The 17,331-nt window shown below is 47.7% G+C and carries 11 protein-coding genes; 9 read left to right on the forward strand and 2 right to left on the reverse strand.

Annotation, left to right across the window (positions count from 1 at the left end; genetic code table 11):
- The first annotated feature begins 47 nt into the window (after positions 1-47).
- From dapB to secDF, 9 genes are all read left to right on the forward strand, one after another.
- On the forward strand, positions 48-803 hold the full coding sequence (dapB, locus tag QUW60_RS06415) for a 4-hydroxy-tetrahydrodipicolinate reductase (RefSeq protein WP_289559266.1): 756 nt from the start codon (positions 48-50) through the stop codon (positions 801-803).
- Positions 804-867: 64 nt separating this feature from the next.
- Positions 868-2,292, forward strand: a complete 1,425-nt coding sequence (locus tag QUW60_RS06420) for a S26 family signal peptidase (RefSeq protein WP_289559298.1) — start codon at positions 868-870, stop codon at positions 2,290-2,292.
- Positions 2,293-2,295: 3 nt separating this feature from the next.
- Positions 2,296-3,213 (forward strand): signal peptidase I, encoded by a 918-nt coding sequence (lepB, locus tag QUW60_RS06425; protein ID WP_289559268.1) that lies wholly within the window; start codon positions 2,296-2,298, stop codon positions 3,211-3,213.
- Positions 3,214-3,242: 29 nt separating this feature from the next.
- A complete protein-coding gene (locus QUW60_RS06430; protein ID WP_289559270.1) occupies positions 3,243-3,902 on the forward strand; it encodes a WbqC family protein in 660 nt (219 codons plus the stop codon).
- 47 nt (positions 3,903-3,949) lie between these two features.
- A complete protein-coding gene (locus QUW60_RS06435) occupies positions 3,950-4,624 on the forward strand; it encodes a rhomboid family intramembrane serine protease (RefSeq protein ID WP_258337310.1) in 675 nt (224 codons plus the stop codon).
- Positions 4,599-5,495: a rhomboid family protein gene (locus tag QUW60_RS06440; RefSeq protein WP_289559273.1), complete on the forward strand. Its 897-nt coding sequence runs from the start codon at positions 4,599-4,601 to the stop codon at positions 5,493-5,495. The genes QUW60_RS06435 and QUW60_RS06440 overlap by 26 nt, the downstream gene beginning before the upstream one ends.
- 14 nt (positions 5,496-5,509) lie before the next feature.
- Complete coding sequence (locus QUW60_RS06445) at positions 5,510-6,568, forward strand: endonuclease/exonuclease/phosphatase family protein (RefSeq protein WP_289559275.1); 1,059 nt, start codon at positions 5,510-5,512, stop codon at positions 6,566-6,568.
- Positions 6,569-6,591: 23 nt separating this feature from the next.
- Positions 6,592-8,685 carry a M3 family metallopeptidase gene (locus tag QUW60_RS06450; RefSeq protein ID WP_289559277.1) on the forward strand — a complete coding sequence of 698 codons (2,094 nt, stop codon included), beginning with the start codon at positions 6,592-6,594 and terminating at the stop codon, positions 8,683-8,685.
- A gap of 144 nt (positions 8,686-8,829) precedes the next feature.
- Complete coding sequence (gene secDF, locus QUW60_RS06455; protein WP_289559278.1) at positions 8,830-11,832, forward strand: protein translocase subunit SecDF; 3,003 nt, start codon at positions 8,830-8,832, stop codon at positions 11,830-11,832.
- A gap of 170 nt (positions 11,833-12,002) precedes the next feature.
- On the opposite strand, the gene QUW60_RS06460 is transcribed toward secDF, so the two are convergent.
- Together QUW60_RS06460 and QUW60_RS06465 are read right to left on the reverse strand one after the other, a co-directional pair.
- Positions 12,003-16,082: a hybrid sensor histidine kinase/response regulator transcription factor gene (locus QUW60_RS06460; protein ID WP_289559280.1), complete on the reverse strand. Its 4,080-nt coding sequence runs from the start codon at positions 16,080-16,082 to the stop codon at positions 12,003-12,005.
- Between the two features lie 252 nt (positions 16,083-16,334).
- On the reverse strand, positions 16,335-17,331 hold a 997-nt coding region (locus QUW60_RS06465; RefSeq protein WP_289559282.1), incomplete at its 5' end, for a glycoside hydrolase family 97 catalytic domain-containing protein.

Below are 17,331 nucleotides of genomic sequence, written 5' to 3' on the forward strand. Positions count from 1 at the left end.
TTAATAGCGAAAAACGCTATCTTTGCGGATAAAATGTTTTGTGTATTATGAAAATTGCATTGATCGGATATGGAAAGATGGGAAAGGAAATCGAAAAAATCGCGCTTTCCCGTGGTCATGAAATCGTAAGTATCATTGATATAGACAACCGTAAGGATTTTGATTCGGAAGCTTTCCGTTCGGCTGATGTGGCCATTGAGTTTACCGCGCCTTCGGTGGCCTACGGCAATTGCACGGAAGCTTTCAGACAAGGCGTGAAGGTGGTTTCCGGAAGTACCGGCTGGATGGCGGAACATGGCGAGGAAATGCGCCGCTTGTGCGCCGAAGAAGGAAAGACTTTGTTCTGGTCGTCAAACTTCAGTCTGGGCGTTGCCATTTTCTCGGCCGTCAACAAGTATCTGGCTAAAATCATGAACAGGTTCCCCAATTATGAGGTGTCTATGGTTGAAACACATCATGTTCATAAGCTTGATGCTCCGAGCGGAACCGCCATTACGCTGGCCGAAGGCATTATTGAAAATCTGGACCGCAAGAACAAGTGGGTGATGGGTACGCTGACAGCTCCTGACGGCAGCGTGACCGGAACTGTCGAATGTGCTCCCGATGAGTTCCCCGTAAGCGCAGTCCGCAGAGGAGAAGTGCCGGGCATTCATACCGTCCGCTATGAATCGGAGGCAGACTCGATTGTCATAACCCATGACGCGAAAAACCGGAAAGGGTTTGCGCTTGGCGCCGTGCTGGCTGCCGAATATACGGCGACCCACAGCGGTTTTCTGGGAATGAGCGATTTGTTTCAATTTTAACAGATAGAAGAAGCGTATGAAAGAATGTTTGTCTTCCGGCGGAAAGCCATGCTTCGCTGAAAAGATAAGCCAGACCCCTCGCAGGCAGTGGATCAAGTTTGCCACGGTTCTGGTATTGTATGTCATTTTTCTGATCTGGCTTCGGAGCTGGTTGGGCCTGGTGGTGATTCCGTTTATTTTCGATGCGTATATCACGAAGCTTATCCCCTGGACATGGTGGAAAAAGTCGAAGAACAAGACGGTGCTGGCCGTGATGAGCTGGGTTGACGCGATTGTGTTTGCCCTGGTTGCCGTCTATTTTGTCAATCTGTATTTTTTCCAGAACTATGTCATTCCGTCGTCTTCTCTGGAGAAATCTCTGCTGGTTGGCGATTATCTGTTTGTCAGCAAGATGAGTTATGGGGCGCGCATTCCGCAGACCCCTCTTCACATGCCTCTTACGCAGCATACGTTGCCGGTGTTCAACTGCAAGTCGTATGTTGAATGGCCGCATTGGGACTATAAGCGTGTATCGGGCTTGGGGCAGGTAAAGCTGAACGACATCGTTGTCTTCAACTTTCCGGCCGGCGATACTGTAGCTACAGGCAATCCAGCCGAAGATATCTATCGCATGAGCTATCAGCTGGGCAGGCAGTTGGCTCAGCCCGTCGACATGTCGCGGCTTTCTCCGGAGCAGCAGCGCGAAGTGTTTGACTTCTACTACAATGCGGGAAGAAAATACATCGACGAGAATCCCCAGATGTTTGGCAAAGTGATCACACGTCCGGTAGACCGGAGAGAAAATTACGTAAAGCGCTGTGTCGGGCTTCCCGGACAGACCTTGCAGATAAAGAACCGCATCGTTTACCTTGACGGCAAGCCCAACAAGGAGCCTGACAATGTGCAGTACCGTTATCTGGTGCATACGAAAGGGGTGCTTCCCGAAGACTTCTGCCATGAGCTGGGAATCAGCAAAGAAGACCTGAGCGCTTATTTTGTGGAAGAGTCTACCTATAATATGCCGCTGACCGAAGCTGCCAAGGCTGCTTTGCTGGGGCGCAAGGATCTGGTCGTTTCCATTGAGAATGTGCCCGATGACGATGCCGGAGGCTTGTATCCGAACAATAAACAGACCGGATGGACGGTAGACAACTACGGGCCGGTATGGATTCCGAAAAAAGGTGCCAGCATTGATCTGACGCTCGACAATCTTCCGCTTTATGAGCGTCCCATCAAGAATTACGAAGGCAATGCGCTCGAAGTGAAAGGCGGAAAGATTTATATCAACGGACAGGAAACCTCAAAATATACATTCAAGATGGACTATTACTGGATGATGGGCGACAACCGTCACAATTCGGCCGACTCGCGTTTCTGGGGATTCGTTCCGGAAGACCATATCGTAGGAAAGCCGGTATTTATCTGGCTGTCGCTCGATCCCGACCGCAATTGGACGGACGGCAAAATCCGCTGGAACCGCCTGTTCCGTTTTGTGGATTCCATCAAATGATTTATGTGGATCAATAAGTCCGGCAAATGGTGGGCAAAGGCAGTCGGCTGCATTGTGGCAGCAGTTGTGCTGGTGCGTATGTTCCTTGTTACGGCTTGTGTCATCCCCTCTTCCGGCATGGAGAACAGCCTTTATGAAGGCGAGCGGATACTGGTCAGCAAATGGAGCTATGGGCTGCGTATGCCTTTTCCTTCAGTGTTCGGCTATCACCGGATTGCGGATTCGCCCGTGACGAAAGGAGATATCGTGCTGTTCAACAATCCCCATCCGCACGACCCGGACAGCCGGATAGAAAGCCGCGAGCTTTTCATAAGCCGCTGCATTGGCTTGCCCGGCGACACGCTGATGCTTGACCGGAATCTGTCTGAAATCCAGGGAGAAGTTCTCAGTCCCGACAGCAAGGCGCTGTATGCTTATCCGGCTGTGATGGAAGACACGATGCAGGCTGTGCTTGCTTCGCTGGGGCTGGATGACAACACGCTGGCCGGATATACCTCAGACGGCAACTACATACGCAGCTTCAGTCATTATGAATATTACCTGATTTCGCAGCGTTTGGAAAACCGTTTTTCCCTGCTCCCGATGAACCGGGGCAATCGCCGGGACGTGCATCCGTATGTTGTTCCCGGAAAGGGCAGGGCTGTGAAGGTTTATCCGTGGAACATCAAACTGCTGTGCAATACCATTCTAGCGCACGAACACCGTGCAGCCGAGGTGAAGGATGGCGTGCTTTATGTGGAAGGCAGACGGACGGATTCTTTTACTTTTACGAAAGATTATTATTGGATGGCCTCGAATGATCCGGTGAACTTGTGTGATTCGCGTCTGTTCGGATTCGTTCCCGATGACCATTTGATAGGAAAAGCCTGGCGCATCTGGTACTCATCCCGCGAAAACCGGTTTATGAGGAGAATAGAATGATGGAGGCACATGAACAAGGATATGAGCGAATGAAACAGAAAGTGGTTTTGGGTTCCGCTTATTTGGGCCCTGTTGAATATTATACAAAACTTTTTGCCTACGGCGATGTACGGATTGAGCGTTTTGATCATTACATGAAGCAGACCTACCGAAACCGTTGTGTGATTGCTTCTGCCGAAGGGCCGCTGGCACTTGCTGTACCCACAGAAAAGGGTGATGCCCTGAAGTGTCTGATGAAGGATGTGCGCATTTCCGACCACGGCAACTGGAGGCATGTGCATTGGAATGCCTTTGTAGCAGCCTATCGGCACAGTCCGTTTTTTGACTATTATGCCGACGAGTTTCAGGCTTTTTTTGTCAAGAAATATGCGTTTCTGTATGACTTCAATATGGAACTCTGCCGCTGGGTCTGTGAACAGATTGATTTGTGTCCGGTTTTATCTCCGACTGACGATTTTGCGGCCGAGATTCCGGATGCAGATGATTTCCGGGAGCTGATTCATCCGAAAAGGAACTATAAAGAGTCGGATCCGGACTTTGTAGCAGCTCCTTATTATCAGGTTTTTGAGCGTAAGTTCGGTTTCCTTCCCAATTTGAGCGTTGCCGATCTGCTGTTCAATATGGGGCCTGAAAGTTTGCTCGTGCTGCGCGACAGCATGGCCAAAAAAACGGCAGACTCCTTGCCGTAAAAGAATAATGTAGTACATTTGCAACAAAATCAATGATTTAACGATATATGAACAATTTACCGACAGTAACGAAAAATCTGCTGATTATAAATGTGCTCTGCTTTTTGGGCATGTTTGTGGCTGAAAGATATGGAATTGACATCAACCATCTGTTAGGACTTCACTTCTTTCTGGCGTCCGATTTCAATATAGGACAGTTGGTTTCCTATATGTTTATGCACGCCAATTTTTCGCATATTTTTTTCAACATGTTTGCCTTGTGGATGTTTGGCCGTGTGTTGGAGCAGGTGTGGGGACCAAAGCGTTTTCTTACTTATTATATCGTGTGCGGAATAGGTGCCGGACTGGTTCAGGAACTGGTGTGGGGTATGGAGTATGTGTTTGTATGGTCAAACTTTGCTTCAGTTGACACGGGCGTCGGCATCATCTCCATGGAAGGCTTTTTGAATGAACTGACAACGGTGGGAGCATCCGGCGCTGTTTACGGTATCCTGCTGGCATTCGGAATGCTTTTCCCGAACAGTCAGATGTTTGTCTTTCCTATTCCGATGCCGATTAAGGCGAAATATTTTGTAATCGGTTATGCTGTGCTTGAACTGTTTTTGGGGCTGGGCGGCAGTGACGGAGTTGCTCATTTCGCCCATCTTGGCGGTATGCTTTTTGGTCTGATACTGATTTTATATTGGAGAAAGAAAAATGGCGGAGGGAAGATTTATTACTGATTTGCGGAGAAAATTCGTACAGGGCGATATTGTCACACAGCTTCTGTATGTGAATGTGGCTGTGTTTATCGTGGTGGCTGTATTTAACGTGATAGCCACGCTGTTCAATCTTTCGCTCGTTTCATGGATAAAATGGCTTGAACTGCCTGCATGGCCCGAAACTTTTATCCGTCAGCCATGGTCGCTCTTCACTTACATGTTTATGCATGCCGATGTGTTTCATATTCTTTTCAATATGCTTTGGCTGTACTGGTTCGGACGGCTGTTTCTGAACTTCTTTTCGTCGAAGCATCTGCGCGGCCTGTATGTGCTGGGTGGAATTTGCGGTGGTCTGCTTTATATCCTTTCGTATAATGTCTTTCCCTATTTTGAGGATAAGGTATATTTTTCCTATTTGTTGGGTGCTTCCGCTTCGGTTTTGGCCATTGTGGTGGCGGCGGGTGTTCGTGAGCCGAACTATCCGGTGCAGTTGATGTTTTTCGGTACGGTGCGTCTGAAATATGTAGCGATTTTTATGGTCGTTCTGGATCTGCTGTTCATGACATCTTCCAACGCAGGAGGACATATCGCGCATTTGGGAGGAGCCTTGTCCGGCTGGTGGTTTGCAGCGGGATTGTCGAAGGGACACGATGCGACCAAATGGATAAACGGCATTTTGGACTGGTTTTCCGGTCTGTCCGGGCCGCGCCGGGTGAAGAGGCCTAAAATGGAAGTGCATTATGGCGACAAGCAGAAAGATTACGATTATAATGCGATGAAAAAGGAAAGGGAGGCTGAGGTGGACCGCATTCTCGACAAGCTCCGCAAGTCTGGATATGGCAGTCTGTCTGAAGAAGAGAAGAGGAAGCTGTTTGATGCCAGCAAGAAATGAAGTGAGGTAATGAAATGAATATAATCGGTCATACATTGCAGGGCCTGGCGTTGCTTGCCAATTTGCTGGCAGGGGCTGGCTTTCTGTTTTGTTCTTATAGCCAGTATTTATCTCCTGTAGCACATCCTGTGTTGTCATGTGCGGGACTGTTTTTTCCTTTCTTTCTCTTTCTGAACGCTTTGTTCCTGCTGTTCTGGCTCTTTGTGCAGTGGAAATTTAGTCTGGTTCCATTCTTGTTCCTGTTGGCGGGATGGGGAAGCATCAGATCTTATGCTCCATGGGGGCACAAGGAAGAAGCAGAAGGAAAGGAAACCTTGAAATTCCTGACATACAATGTGATGGGAATGCCTGTAGAAAAGGGGGATTCTGTAAATCCGATTGTCGAGTATATCCGCAAGTCGGATGCCGATGTGGTTTGTTTGCAGGAGTATCCGGTTCATGACGAGAAAATCCGGAAAGCTCTTTCGTTCTATCCTTATGTTGAAACTTTTGCAGTCGCCGGATGGAACGGGATGGCGTGTCTTTCACGGTATCCGATTCTTTCGGTCGAACGTATCGGCTACAAAAGCGTAAGCAACGGCAGCTTCTTGCTGCGTTTGAAACTGGATAAAGATACGATGGCAGTGGTTTGCAATCATCTGGAGTCGAACAAGCTGGATGCTCATGACAAACAGGTTTATGAAGAAATTCTGAAATCTCCGGGCGAAAAGAATGTGAAGAGCGGAGGCAAATATTTGTTGGGGAAGCTGGCTGAAGCTGCGGCGCTCCGCGCTCCTCAGGCGGATTCCGTTGCCCAGGCTATTGTTGGAAACAAGTGCCGGTATATGCTTGTATGCGGCGACTTTAATGATTCTCCCTTGTCGTATGCCCACCGGATCATCGGACGAGGCCTGCATGATGCGTATATAGAGGCCGGAAGGGGACCCGGCTTTTCATATAACCGGAATTTTCTTTATTTCCGGATCGATCATCTGATGGTGGGCGAGGGATTCAGGGTGCTGGAAGCAGATGTTGACAATTCGATATCTGCATCAGATCATTATCCTTTGTGGTGTGTGGTAGAGAAATTATAACCTTAATAAATTGAGTATTGATAATGAAACAACTTGTAATTGCTGCAGCTATGACGTGTTTGGTATGTGCGTGCGGACAGAAGACGAACGAGAGCGAGAATCCGTTTCTGGCGGAGTTTCAGACTCCTTATGGCACTCCTGATTTCAGCCGCATCAAGGTGGAACATTATGAACCGGCTTTCCTGGCCGGCATTGACCAACAGAATGAAGAGATTAGGACGATTGTGGAAAATGCGGATGAACCAACTTTTGAGAATACAATTGTCGCGCTTGACAAGAGTGGGGAGGTTCTTGATCGTGTCAGCGGTGTGTTTTTTGCCTTGACAGAAGCTGATACCAATGATCAGCTGATGGAGCTGGAAACGAAATTCGCCTCAATGCTTTCAGAACACAGCGACAATATTTATTTGAATCAGGATTTGTATAAGCGCGTTGCGGCTGTGCATGATAAAGAAGCTGAAGGGAAAATCCAGCTGACAACCGAACAGCATTATCTTTTGGATAAATATTACAAGGGGTTTGTACGTGCAGGGGCTGCGCTGGATTCAGCCAAACAGGCCCGTTTGCGCGAAATCAACAAAGAGCTTGCTACGCTTACCATCGAGTTCGGCAATCATGTGCTTGCCGACAACAACGCATATTTGTTGGTGGTTGACGATAAGAAGGATCTGGAAGGGCTTCCTGAAACGGTGGTTGAAGGGGCATCCCAGGAGGCAAAAGCCCACGGAAAAGAAGGCAAATGGGTGTTCACCCTGCAAGAATCCAGTCGTCTGCCGTTGTTGCAGTATGCAAAAAACAGAGAGCTGCGCAAGGATATTTATCAGGCTTATATCAATTTGGGAAACCACGGTGACGCAAATGACAACAAAGAACTCCTGAAACGGATTCTGACGCTTCGTCTGGAAAAGGCCAGGCTGATGGGATACAGCAATTATGCTGAATATCAGTTGGCGGAAAACATGGCGAAGACTCCTGAAAATGCACTTGACCTTCTGTATAAGCTGTGGGGATATGCTATCGGGAAAGCCAAGTCGGAGGCTGCACAGTTGCAGGCAATCATGGACCGCGAGGGAAAAGGCGAAAAGCTGGAGGCATGGGACTGGTGGTATTATGCAGAGAAACTTCGCAAAGAGAAATATGATCTGAATGAGGATGAAATCAAGCCTTATTTCAGCCAGGAAGATGTGCATAATGGACTTTGCTATGTGGTGAACAAGCTTTATGGCGTGACATTGACTCCGACGGACAGCATTTCTGTGTATAATCCGGATGTAAAGACGTATATTGTGAATGATGGTGACGGGTCTTTGCTGGGGATATTCTACAGCGATTATATGCCCCGTTCCAACAAACGGAGCGGTGCATGGATGAGCAATTTCCGTGAGGCTTCGGCTGATGTGCGCCCGCTTATTTACAATGTGGCAAGTTTTACCAAACCCGCAGGCGATCTTCCTTCCTTGCTTACATTGGATGAGGCTCGGACCATGTTTCACGAATTCGGGCATGCGCTTCACGGATTCCTGACAAATTGCCAATATAAGGGCGTTTCGGGAACTGCCGTTGCACAGGACTTTGTGGAACTTCCTTCCCAGATTATGGAACACTGGGCTATGGCTCCTGAGGTGCTTAAGGTCTATGCGAAGCATTATAAAACACGCGAAGCTCTTCCTGACGATCTTATAAAGAAAATTGAAAACCAGTCGCATTTCAATCAGGGTTTCATGACTACAGAACTGCTGGCTGCGGCCATTCTGGACATGGAACTGCATTGCCTGACCTCTACGGACAGTCTGGATGTCATGGGCTTTGAAAAACAGCTGATGGATAAAATCGGTCTGATTCCTCAAATCGCGCCGCGTTACCGTGCTACATATTTCAATCATATCATGGGCGGATACGATGCCGGATACTACAGTTATCTGTGGGCGGAACGCCTGGATACGGATGCTTTTGAAGCCTTTAAGGAGCATGGGCTGTTTGATCAGGAAACGGCCGCTTCCTTCCGCAAGAATATCCTTGAGAAAGGAGGATCTGACGATCCGATGAAGATGTATGTGGCTTTCCGCGGCGCTGAGCCGAGCCTTGAGCCGTTGCTGGAATCCCGCGGATTGAAGTAAACGGTTTGATTGCATAATCAAGCTTTTTGTAATCAAAAGTTTAAATATTTGCAATCGTTTCGGCTTATCTGATGAAAAAAAACTATATTTGCAACCTTGAATAAACGTATCAAATTAAAAATTAATATAATAAACTAAAGTAACATGCAAAACAAAGGATTTGTAAAGGTTTTTGCGGTATTACTGACACTTGCCTGCATCTTCTACCTTTCGTTCTCGTTTGTCACTCGCTATCAGATGAACAAGGCGGAAAAGGATCCCAGAGGTGCTGCCCATTATCTGGATTCCATGCAGAACCAGAAGGTATGGCTCGGTGTCTATACGCTGAAACAATGCCGTGAAATGGAAATCGGGTTGGGATTGGACCTGAAAGGTGGTATGAACGTGATTCTGGAGGTGTCTGTGCCTGATGTTGTAAAGGCATTGGCTGACAACAAACCGGATGCAGCCTTCAATAAGGCTGTTGAAGAAGCGGCCAAACAGCAGGTGACAAGCCAGGAGGATTTCATCACTTTATTTGTGAGAGAGTACAAGAAACAGGCTCCTGACGGAACGTTGGCCGAACTTTTTGCGACACAACAGTTGAAGGACAAGGTCAACACCCGCAGTACAGACGCTGAGGTAGAACGCGTATTGCGTCAGGAAGTACAGGCCGCTATCGACAACTCATACAATGTGTTGCGTACCCGTATCGACCGTTTCGGCGTTGTTCAGCCTAATATCCAGGCACTGGAAGGAACAATGGGCCGTATCATGGTTGAACTTCCGGGCATCAAGGAGCCTGAACGTGTCAGAAATCTGTTGCAGGGATCGGCAAATCTTGAGTTCTGGGAAACTTATGAAGCGAAAGACATTGTGCCTGTTCTCGTTTCGGCTGACGAACGCGCGCGTTTGCTGCTGGGTTCAACAACCGACTCTGTAAAGGTGGATTCGGCTGCGGTTGAAAAGGAAAAGGCTTCGGCTGCCATCTCTTCCAAGGACAGTCTTGCTGCTGTGTTGAAAGGTGAAACGGTAGACAACTCTGCAGCAAATGTAGAACAGTACAAGAAAGATCATCCCTTGCTGTCTGTGTTCCAGCCCAACCAAAGCGGAATGGGATCTATCGTGGGATATGCAGACTATAAGGATACAGCTGCTGTAAATGCAATTCTGAATATGCCGGGCGTTAAAGAAATCATGCCCCGCGACCTGAAACTGATGTGGGGAGTCAAGGCTTCCGACATGGATAAGACCGGACGCATCTTTGAACTTTATGCTATCCGCTCTACAGAACGTAACGGACGCGCTCCGCTGGAAGGAGATGTGATTACTGACGCTAGAGATTCTTACGACCAGTTTAACAAGCCGTGTGTAACGATGTCGATGAACAACGACGGATCCCGCCGTTGGGCCGCGCTGACTAAAAAGAACATCGGCAAGGAAATCGCTATCGTGCTCGACGGTTATGTATACAGTGCGCCGAATGTAAGAAATGAAATTACCGGAGGAAATTCTGAAATCACCGGTAACTTTACTCCGGAAGTGACCAAGGACTTGGCGAATGTGCTGAAGTCTGGTAAAATGCCGGCTCCTGCGCGTATCGTGCAGGAAGATATCGTAGGTCCGTCGTTGGGACAGCAGTCCATCAATCAGGGCCTTGTTTCGTTTATCGTGGCTTTGATCGCGCTGATGGCTTATCTTTGTGTGATGTACGGTTTCATTCCGGGTATGGTGGCCAACGGTGCCTTGATCTTCAACTTCTTCTTCACGCTTGGTATTCTGACTTCATTCCAGGCGGCGCTGACATTGTCGGGTATCGCCGGTATGGTGCTTTCTCTGGCTATGGCTGTCGATGCGAACGTGTTGATTTACGAGCGTACAAAAGAAGAGCTGCGGTTTGGAAAAACAATGAAAGATGCGGTTTCTGCCGGTTATTCGGGTGCATTCTCTGCAATCTTCGACTCTAACCTGACATCAATCATCACGGGTGTTATCTTGTTCTATTTCGGTACAGGACCAATCCGCGGATTTGCTACGACATTGATTATCGGTATTCTCTGTTCGTTCTTTACAGCCGTTTTCATGACTCGTCTGGTTTACGAACACTACATGAAGAAAGACAAATGGCAGCATCTTACATTCTCTACGGGAGTGTCAAAGAATCTGTTCCAGAACGTACATTATAATTTCATGGGCATTATCAAACGCTCGTTCACGATATGGGGCGTTTTGCTGTTGATCTGCATTGTTTCGTTCTTTACTCGTGGCTTGTCGCAAAGTATCGACTTTACCGGAGGACGTAACTTTGTGGTTCAGTTCGACAGAGTGGTTCAGCCGGAAACAGTCCGCGATCTGCTTGACGCGAAGGTAGGTGACGCAAATGTGCAGGCCATCGCTTTGGGAACAGACGGAAAAAGAATCCGCGTGATGACCAACTATCGTATTGAAGAAAATGATCCGAAAGTCGATTCTGAAATCGAGAGTCTGCTGTATACATCCCTGAAGGAAGGCAATCTGGTTCCTGAAGGCGTTACTCTCGAGCACTTTGTCGACCGTGATACGCAGGACGGATGTTCGATCATCAGTTCGCAGAAAGTTGGTCCGAGTGTCGCAGATGATATGAAAACTTCTGCTGTGTGGGCGGTTGTGCTTGCGCTGATTGCGATCGGTCTGTATATTTTGATTCGGTTCAACAATATCGCCTACAGTATCGGTGCTACGGTAGCATTGGCTGTTGATGCTGTATTGGTTATCGGTGCTTATTCATTGTTCTATGGTATCATGCCGTTCTCGTTGGATGTTGACCAGACATTTATCGGTGCCGTGCTGACAATCATCGGTTATTCTATCAATGATAAGGTGGTTATTTTCGACCGTGTGCGTGAGTTCAGCCATCTGTATCCGACACGTGAGCGTGCGAAGATGTTCAATGATGCGCTGAATACAACATTGGCCCGTACGTTGAACACAGGTCAGAGTACGTTGATTGTGCTTCTTATCATCATCATTCTTGGAGGTGACAGCATTCGCAGCTTCTCGTTTGCGATGATTCTGGGTGTTGTCATTGGAACATTCTCTTCTCTGTTTGTTGCAGCTCCTGTTGCCTATTTGCTGTTGGGCAACAAGATGCCGGCACAGGTAGGAGAAGGCGAGGTGAAGAAAGCATAAGGTTTGCTGACAAATGGCAGGTTGTACGCATGTGCACTGCCGGATAAAATAAAGGGGCTGCGCCAAAGTAGAGATACTGGTGCAGCCCTTCTTATGTCGGCAGGTTTCTGTTGCGTGATGGATTTGTATTCTTTCTTCCTTTGTGGAAGTCAGGAAGTAAACAAAGGATGTCAGCCTTCCTTGATTTTCTTTAGATAGTCGGATGGAGTGAGTCCGAACTCTTCCTTGAAGCATTGGCGGAAATAAACTGTACTGTTTATTCCGACTTTAAAGGCAATCTCCGATATGTTATATTTGCCTTCGAGAAGCATTTTTTCAGCCAGCTGCATCTTGATTTTTCGGATATACTCGTTGGTAGACATTCCTGTCAATGCTTTCGTTTTTCTGTAGAGTGTGGAGGAACTCATGCAGAGGGTGCTTGCAAGGTAGTTGATGTCAATGGCTTCTGTCGCCGATAAGTTTTCAATAATGATATGTTTCATTTTATCAAGAAACTCTTTGTCTATCTTGTTCAGCGAATCCGTAATTATCGAATGTTTCTCTTCAAGTTCCTTGGTGGTAATCTTTTCTGAAACGATTTTCTCAGAATAGTGTTCTGCAAGGTGTCTGCGCTGTGTCAAAAGGTTATTGATCCTGCTGTGAAGGAGGCTTGCGCTGAAGGGCTTGGTCAGATAAGAGTCAGCCCCCGACAGATATCCTTCTTCTTTGTCTGTCAGTGTGTCCTTGGCAGTAAGTAAAATGATAGGGATATGGCTGGTCCGTATGTCTTTTTTCAATTTCCGGCACATGGTGATTCCGTCCATTATCGGCATCATTATATCGCTGACAATCAGGTCTGGTATACTTTCTAGTGCGATTTCCATTCCTTCTTTTCCGTTTCTTGCGGTTTTTACTTCATATAAGTCGGTAAACGAATCAACGATGTAGGTCATAATGTCTTCATTATCCTCTACTATTAAAACAACAGGATGCTGATTGTCCGAAAGCGTGTTTTGTTTCATTTCTTCCGGATCGTTTTTATCCGGTGTCTTGGAAGAAGATGTTTCTTCTTCATCCTTGTGCAAGGCATTAGGATAGGTGTTTGCTGCAATAAGTCGTATCCTGAAAACCGTTCCTACATTCAGTTGGCTTTCAGCCTGGATTGTGCCTTCGTGCAGGTTTACCAGATTCTTTACTAGAGCCAGCCCGATACCTGTTCCTGAAGCCTGGTGGTGACTGCCTTCCTGGTAATATCTTTCAAAAATATGAGAGAGCGCTTCCGGACTGATGCCATATCCTGTATCTCGGATACTTAGCTCCAGATAGCGTACATTTTGTTCTTCTACCCATTGCGCACCAATGCTTATTTGTCCCTTCTCAGTATATTTCAGTGCGTTTGAAACCAGATTGTCTAAAATAATGGTTATGGCCTCTTTATCAAAGAAAAGTTCCATATTCTCTTCTTCTGTATGGATAGATATGGCAATATGCGGATTTCTGTTGAGCTCCTTGTATTTCAATCCTGTTTCATAGACGACAGAAACGATGTTGCTTTTGCATACACACAGTTTCTTGTTTTGAGTTTCAGTTTTTCTGAATTCCAATATTTGGTTGACCAGGTTGAGCAGCCTGACAGCGCTTTGATGGATTACAGAGATGCGCCGTTTGTCTTTTCCAGTGAGTGTAGTGCTTTCCTGCATGTCCTCCAGCGGACCGATGATGAGTGTCAGGGGTGTACGCAGTTCGTGCGTAATGTTTGTAAAGAATCGCAAGCGTTCATCATTAAGCTTTTGCTCTTGTTCATGACTCCATTTTTCGGACTCATACAGGTATTTCAGGTTAATTCTCTGTTTGTAAGCGTGCAGGATGATAAACAGTATGACTATACCCAGAATTGCATAACACAATTTCGCCCACCATGAAAGCCAGAACGGAGGCATGACGGTGATGCGGAGCGATGCCGAGTCTTTCGACCATTCTTGGTTGCGGATGTGGGTTTTTACAATGAACTCATAGGAACCGTAGGGGAGGTTGCGGAATGTGATATTACTGAGGTTGCCGGTTGTGTACCATGAGTCTTCAACTCCTTTCAGCATATAGGCGTATTCCACTTGGTCGGTTAGTGCAAAGTTCAAGACACAGTATGAAATGTTGAAATTGTTCTGTCGGTATTCTAACTTGACACTTCGTTCTCCGGTAAGTTGTATTTCTGTTTCGCGGTTTTTCGGAAACGAAAGGGGGGCTATTATCCGTATTTGGGATATGACAGCTTCGGGAGACTCCCGACGAGTCAGCACAAATGCGGGATTGAAGTAGCACAGTCCGTCAATGGAACCGAAATACAAGTTTCCGTTGCGGTCTTTATATACGCTCCGTGGGGTGAAGCTTGCCAGCGGGATATTGTCTTTTTCATTATAGTTATAAAACAGCTCTTTATCTTTCATCAGGCATGAGATCCCTTTGTTTGAACTTAGCCATATGTTTCCCATATTGTCTTCGGCCATTGCCTGAATGTGGGTGTTGGGGAGTCCTTCTGTCCGTCGGTAAACCTTGTAGTCCGGTTCCGGTTGGCAAGCGAATTTCACCAGTCCGTCTCCAGTAGCGATCCATATGTTCTGTCTGGAATCTTCGATGATATGGTTGATGGTATTTGAAGGGAATCCGTTGAATCTGTCGAATGTTCTGAGCGGTTTCATGTCGGGAGAATAAAGTAGCAGTCCTCCTCCGAAAGTACCTATCCACATTCTTCCTTCCCGGTCTTTGAGTAGGGAACGGACCAAGTTGTTGGGCAAGTCGAAGTGTTCCGTTATTGTCTGCGTATGTTTTTCTATCCGGTATATTCCATTGCTAGTACCTGCCCATATTTGTCCGTCGGAGTCTTCGACGAGTGTTCTGACATCTGTGTCGCGCAACTTGTCCGGAAAAATTTGTCGGAAGGAGCCTTTGCCCGTTTCATAGAACATGATACCTCCTTCATAGATGCCGAACCACAGGTTTCCTTCTGAGTCACAGAGTGAGGTCTGTATGGAATTGCCGCTGATTTGTCCGCCGTGCGCAGTGTAGGTAGCGGTTCTTTGTCCGTTTTCAAGTACATTGATTCCCCCTCCGTCTGTTCCTATCCATAATCTGTCCTTTCTGTCCATACATACGGTGCTTGCGATTCTCGTACTTAGGTCGCTTCCCGGACTGTTCGGCGAGTAGCGGTAGGAGTTGAAGAGGGTAGCGTCGTTGTTGAGAAAATTGATTCCTGAGCCCCATAGTCCTGTCCAGATATTTCCATAGCTGTCCTGAAAGATACAACGCACGCTGGAACCGCTCAGACTATATTCGTTGTCTCCCTCTCCGATGGACCGTATCTTCATGTCCTTTGAAGAGGAGAAGAAACGTTGTGAAAGGTCGATGACGGTGATCCCTTCTCTTTCTGTGGCTATCCACAGTTGGTTGTCGTCTGTCTGGAGAATGTCGTGGATGCGTCCGGACAAGGGGGATTCTTCCGTGCCGACCCGGATAAAGGCGTGTTTTTCCGGATCGAAGAATGCCAGTCCCTTGTTAGTTCCTATCCAGATGCTTCCGGAACGGTCCTGATAGATGCACAAGACTTCGTTGCCCGGAATCGAGCGGGGATTCACCGGATTGTTTTTGTAGTTTGTGACCCGTTTGTCTTTAAGTGACAGAATACTGAGCCCTTGATTCTGATGTCCTATGTACAGGTTTCCTTTGCCGTCGTCCATGGTAGTCCATACCGTGTTCTCGGGGAGTTGCGGAAGTGTCTTCTGGTTGTAGTGTGTGAATTGTCCCGTCTGTTTGTCCAGATAGTCTACCCCTCTCCAGTAGGTACCGATCCAGAGATTTCCGTCCGATGCAGGACTGATATCTGTGATGTCGTCGGTAATCAGGCTTGTGAAGTCCTCTTCGTGGTGGCGGTATGCGGTGAATGTGTTGGTTTTGTAGTTGTATGCATTCAGTCCTTCGCGCTGTGTTCCTATCCATAGGATGGGCTCTTCCGGATCGTCAAGCAGACAGTTCAGTTCGTTGCCTGTGATTCCTGGTTCTCCGTTTTCTCCCTTGTAGTAGTTGAAGAACGAGCTTCCCTCAAGTCTGTTCAGGCCCTCTTCCGTAGCGAACCACAGGAATCCGTTCTTGTCTTCCGCGATGTCCCGGACAAAATTGTTTGACAGTCCTTTTTCCAATCCGAGCCGTTTTACCGTGTAGGTTTGTGCTACGGAAACGGTAGTACTCAGCAGGCAGATTATAAAGAAAACATGTTTCATGGTTTTTTCTGTTGTTCTTCTGCCAAATATAAAGAAAATAGTTGAGTGTAGGATGTGGAATCATGTGTGTTGACGGATTTGGCATCGTTTTGTGCATGATTTGTAGATGATGCCGGATTCCCATGTAGCAGTTGTACCGGATAATCTAAAGGTGGCTGCTTGTTTGAACCAGAACAACCGCTTGCCAGCAAACAGACAAGCGGTTGTTCTGATGAGTGTATGTGAATATAAATATGAATGATTTAGACAAGGTCATTTCACTATGATTACGCCTCCTTCGGGCTGAATGACTATCTCCACCCGTGCCGGGTTTTTGATTTCCTTCTGCTCCACCGTCAGGCTGCGCCCCTTGCCGTCCGCATAGCAAGCCACTTTGTCCCCCTTCCGGCACATCGGGAGGTCCAGCTCCAGCTTCAAGGGCTCTTCCCCGGCGTTTATCCCGGCAATGTACCATCGCTTCCCGTTCCGACGTGCCAATACGCAGTATTTCCCGGGGTAGCCGTCAATGAATACTGTTTCGTCCCACGTGGTGGGAACCTCCCTCAGGAAGTCCAGCGCCTGCCGGGGAGCGTCGGTCAGGTTGTTCGGCGTGAGAGCGAAGTTCTGCACGGGATTCTGGAAGAGCACGGCCGTTGCGAGCTGGAAGGCGTCCGTTGTCCTGCGTGTCGTTCCCCCGTCGTTCGTGCGGTTGTAGCGCCTGTTCAGGAAGGTCCCTCCGAATTCCATGCAGCCCACTGCATTGCGGATGAACGGGTGCAGACAGGCGTTGAACGCTTCCATGTCATCGAAGTGCTGGTTAAATATCAGATTCTCGGAAGCAAGCACCGCCTCACTCCCCACGTAGTTGGGATACATGCGCTCCCATCCACGGGGCAGCGTACACCCGTGGAAGATGACCATCAGGCCGTAGTCGTCCGCATCACTCAGGATGGCCTCGTAGAGCCTCATCGTTTCCTGCTTGTCGCCTCCGAAAAAGTCCACCTTGATCCCCTTTACGCCGATTTCTTTCAGCCACTTCATTTCCTGTTTGCGCGGAATCGGGCTGTCCATCCGGTTGGTAGGGCTCTGCACGATGTCGTTCCAGTAGCCGCTCGAGCTGTACCACAGGAACAGGTCCACATTTTTGGAGCGCGCATACTCCGCAAGCTTCTTCATCCGTTCTCTGCCGATGTTCACGTCCCATCCGCAGTCTATCAGCGTGTACTTGAATCCCATTTCCGAGGCCAGGTCAACGAACTTCACCTGGTCT

Source organism: Bacteroides gallinaceum (assembly GCF_030373775.1).
Taxonomy (GTDB): domain Bacteria; phylum Bacteroidota; class Bacteroidia; order Bacteroidales; family Bacteroidaceae; genus Phocaeicola; species Phocaeicola excrementipullorum.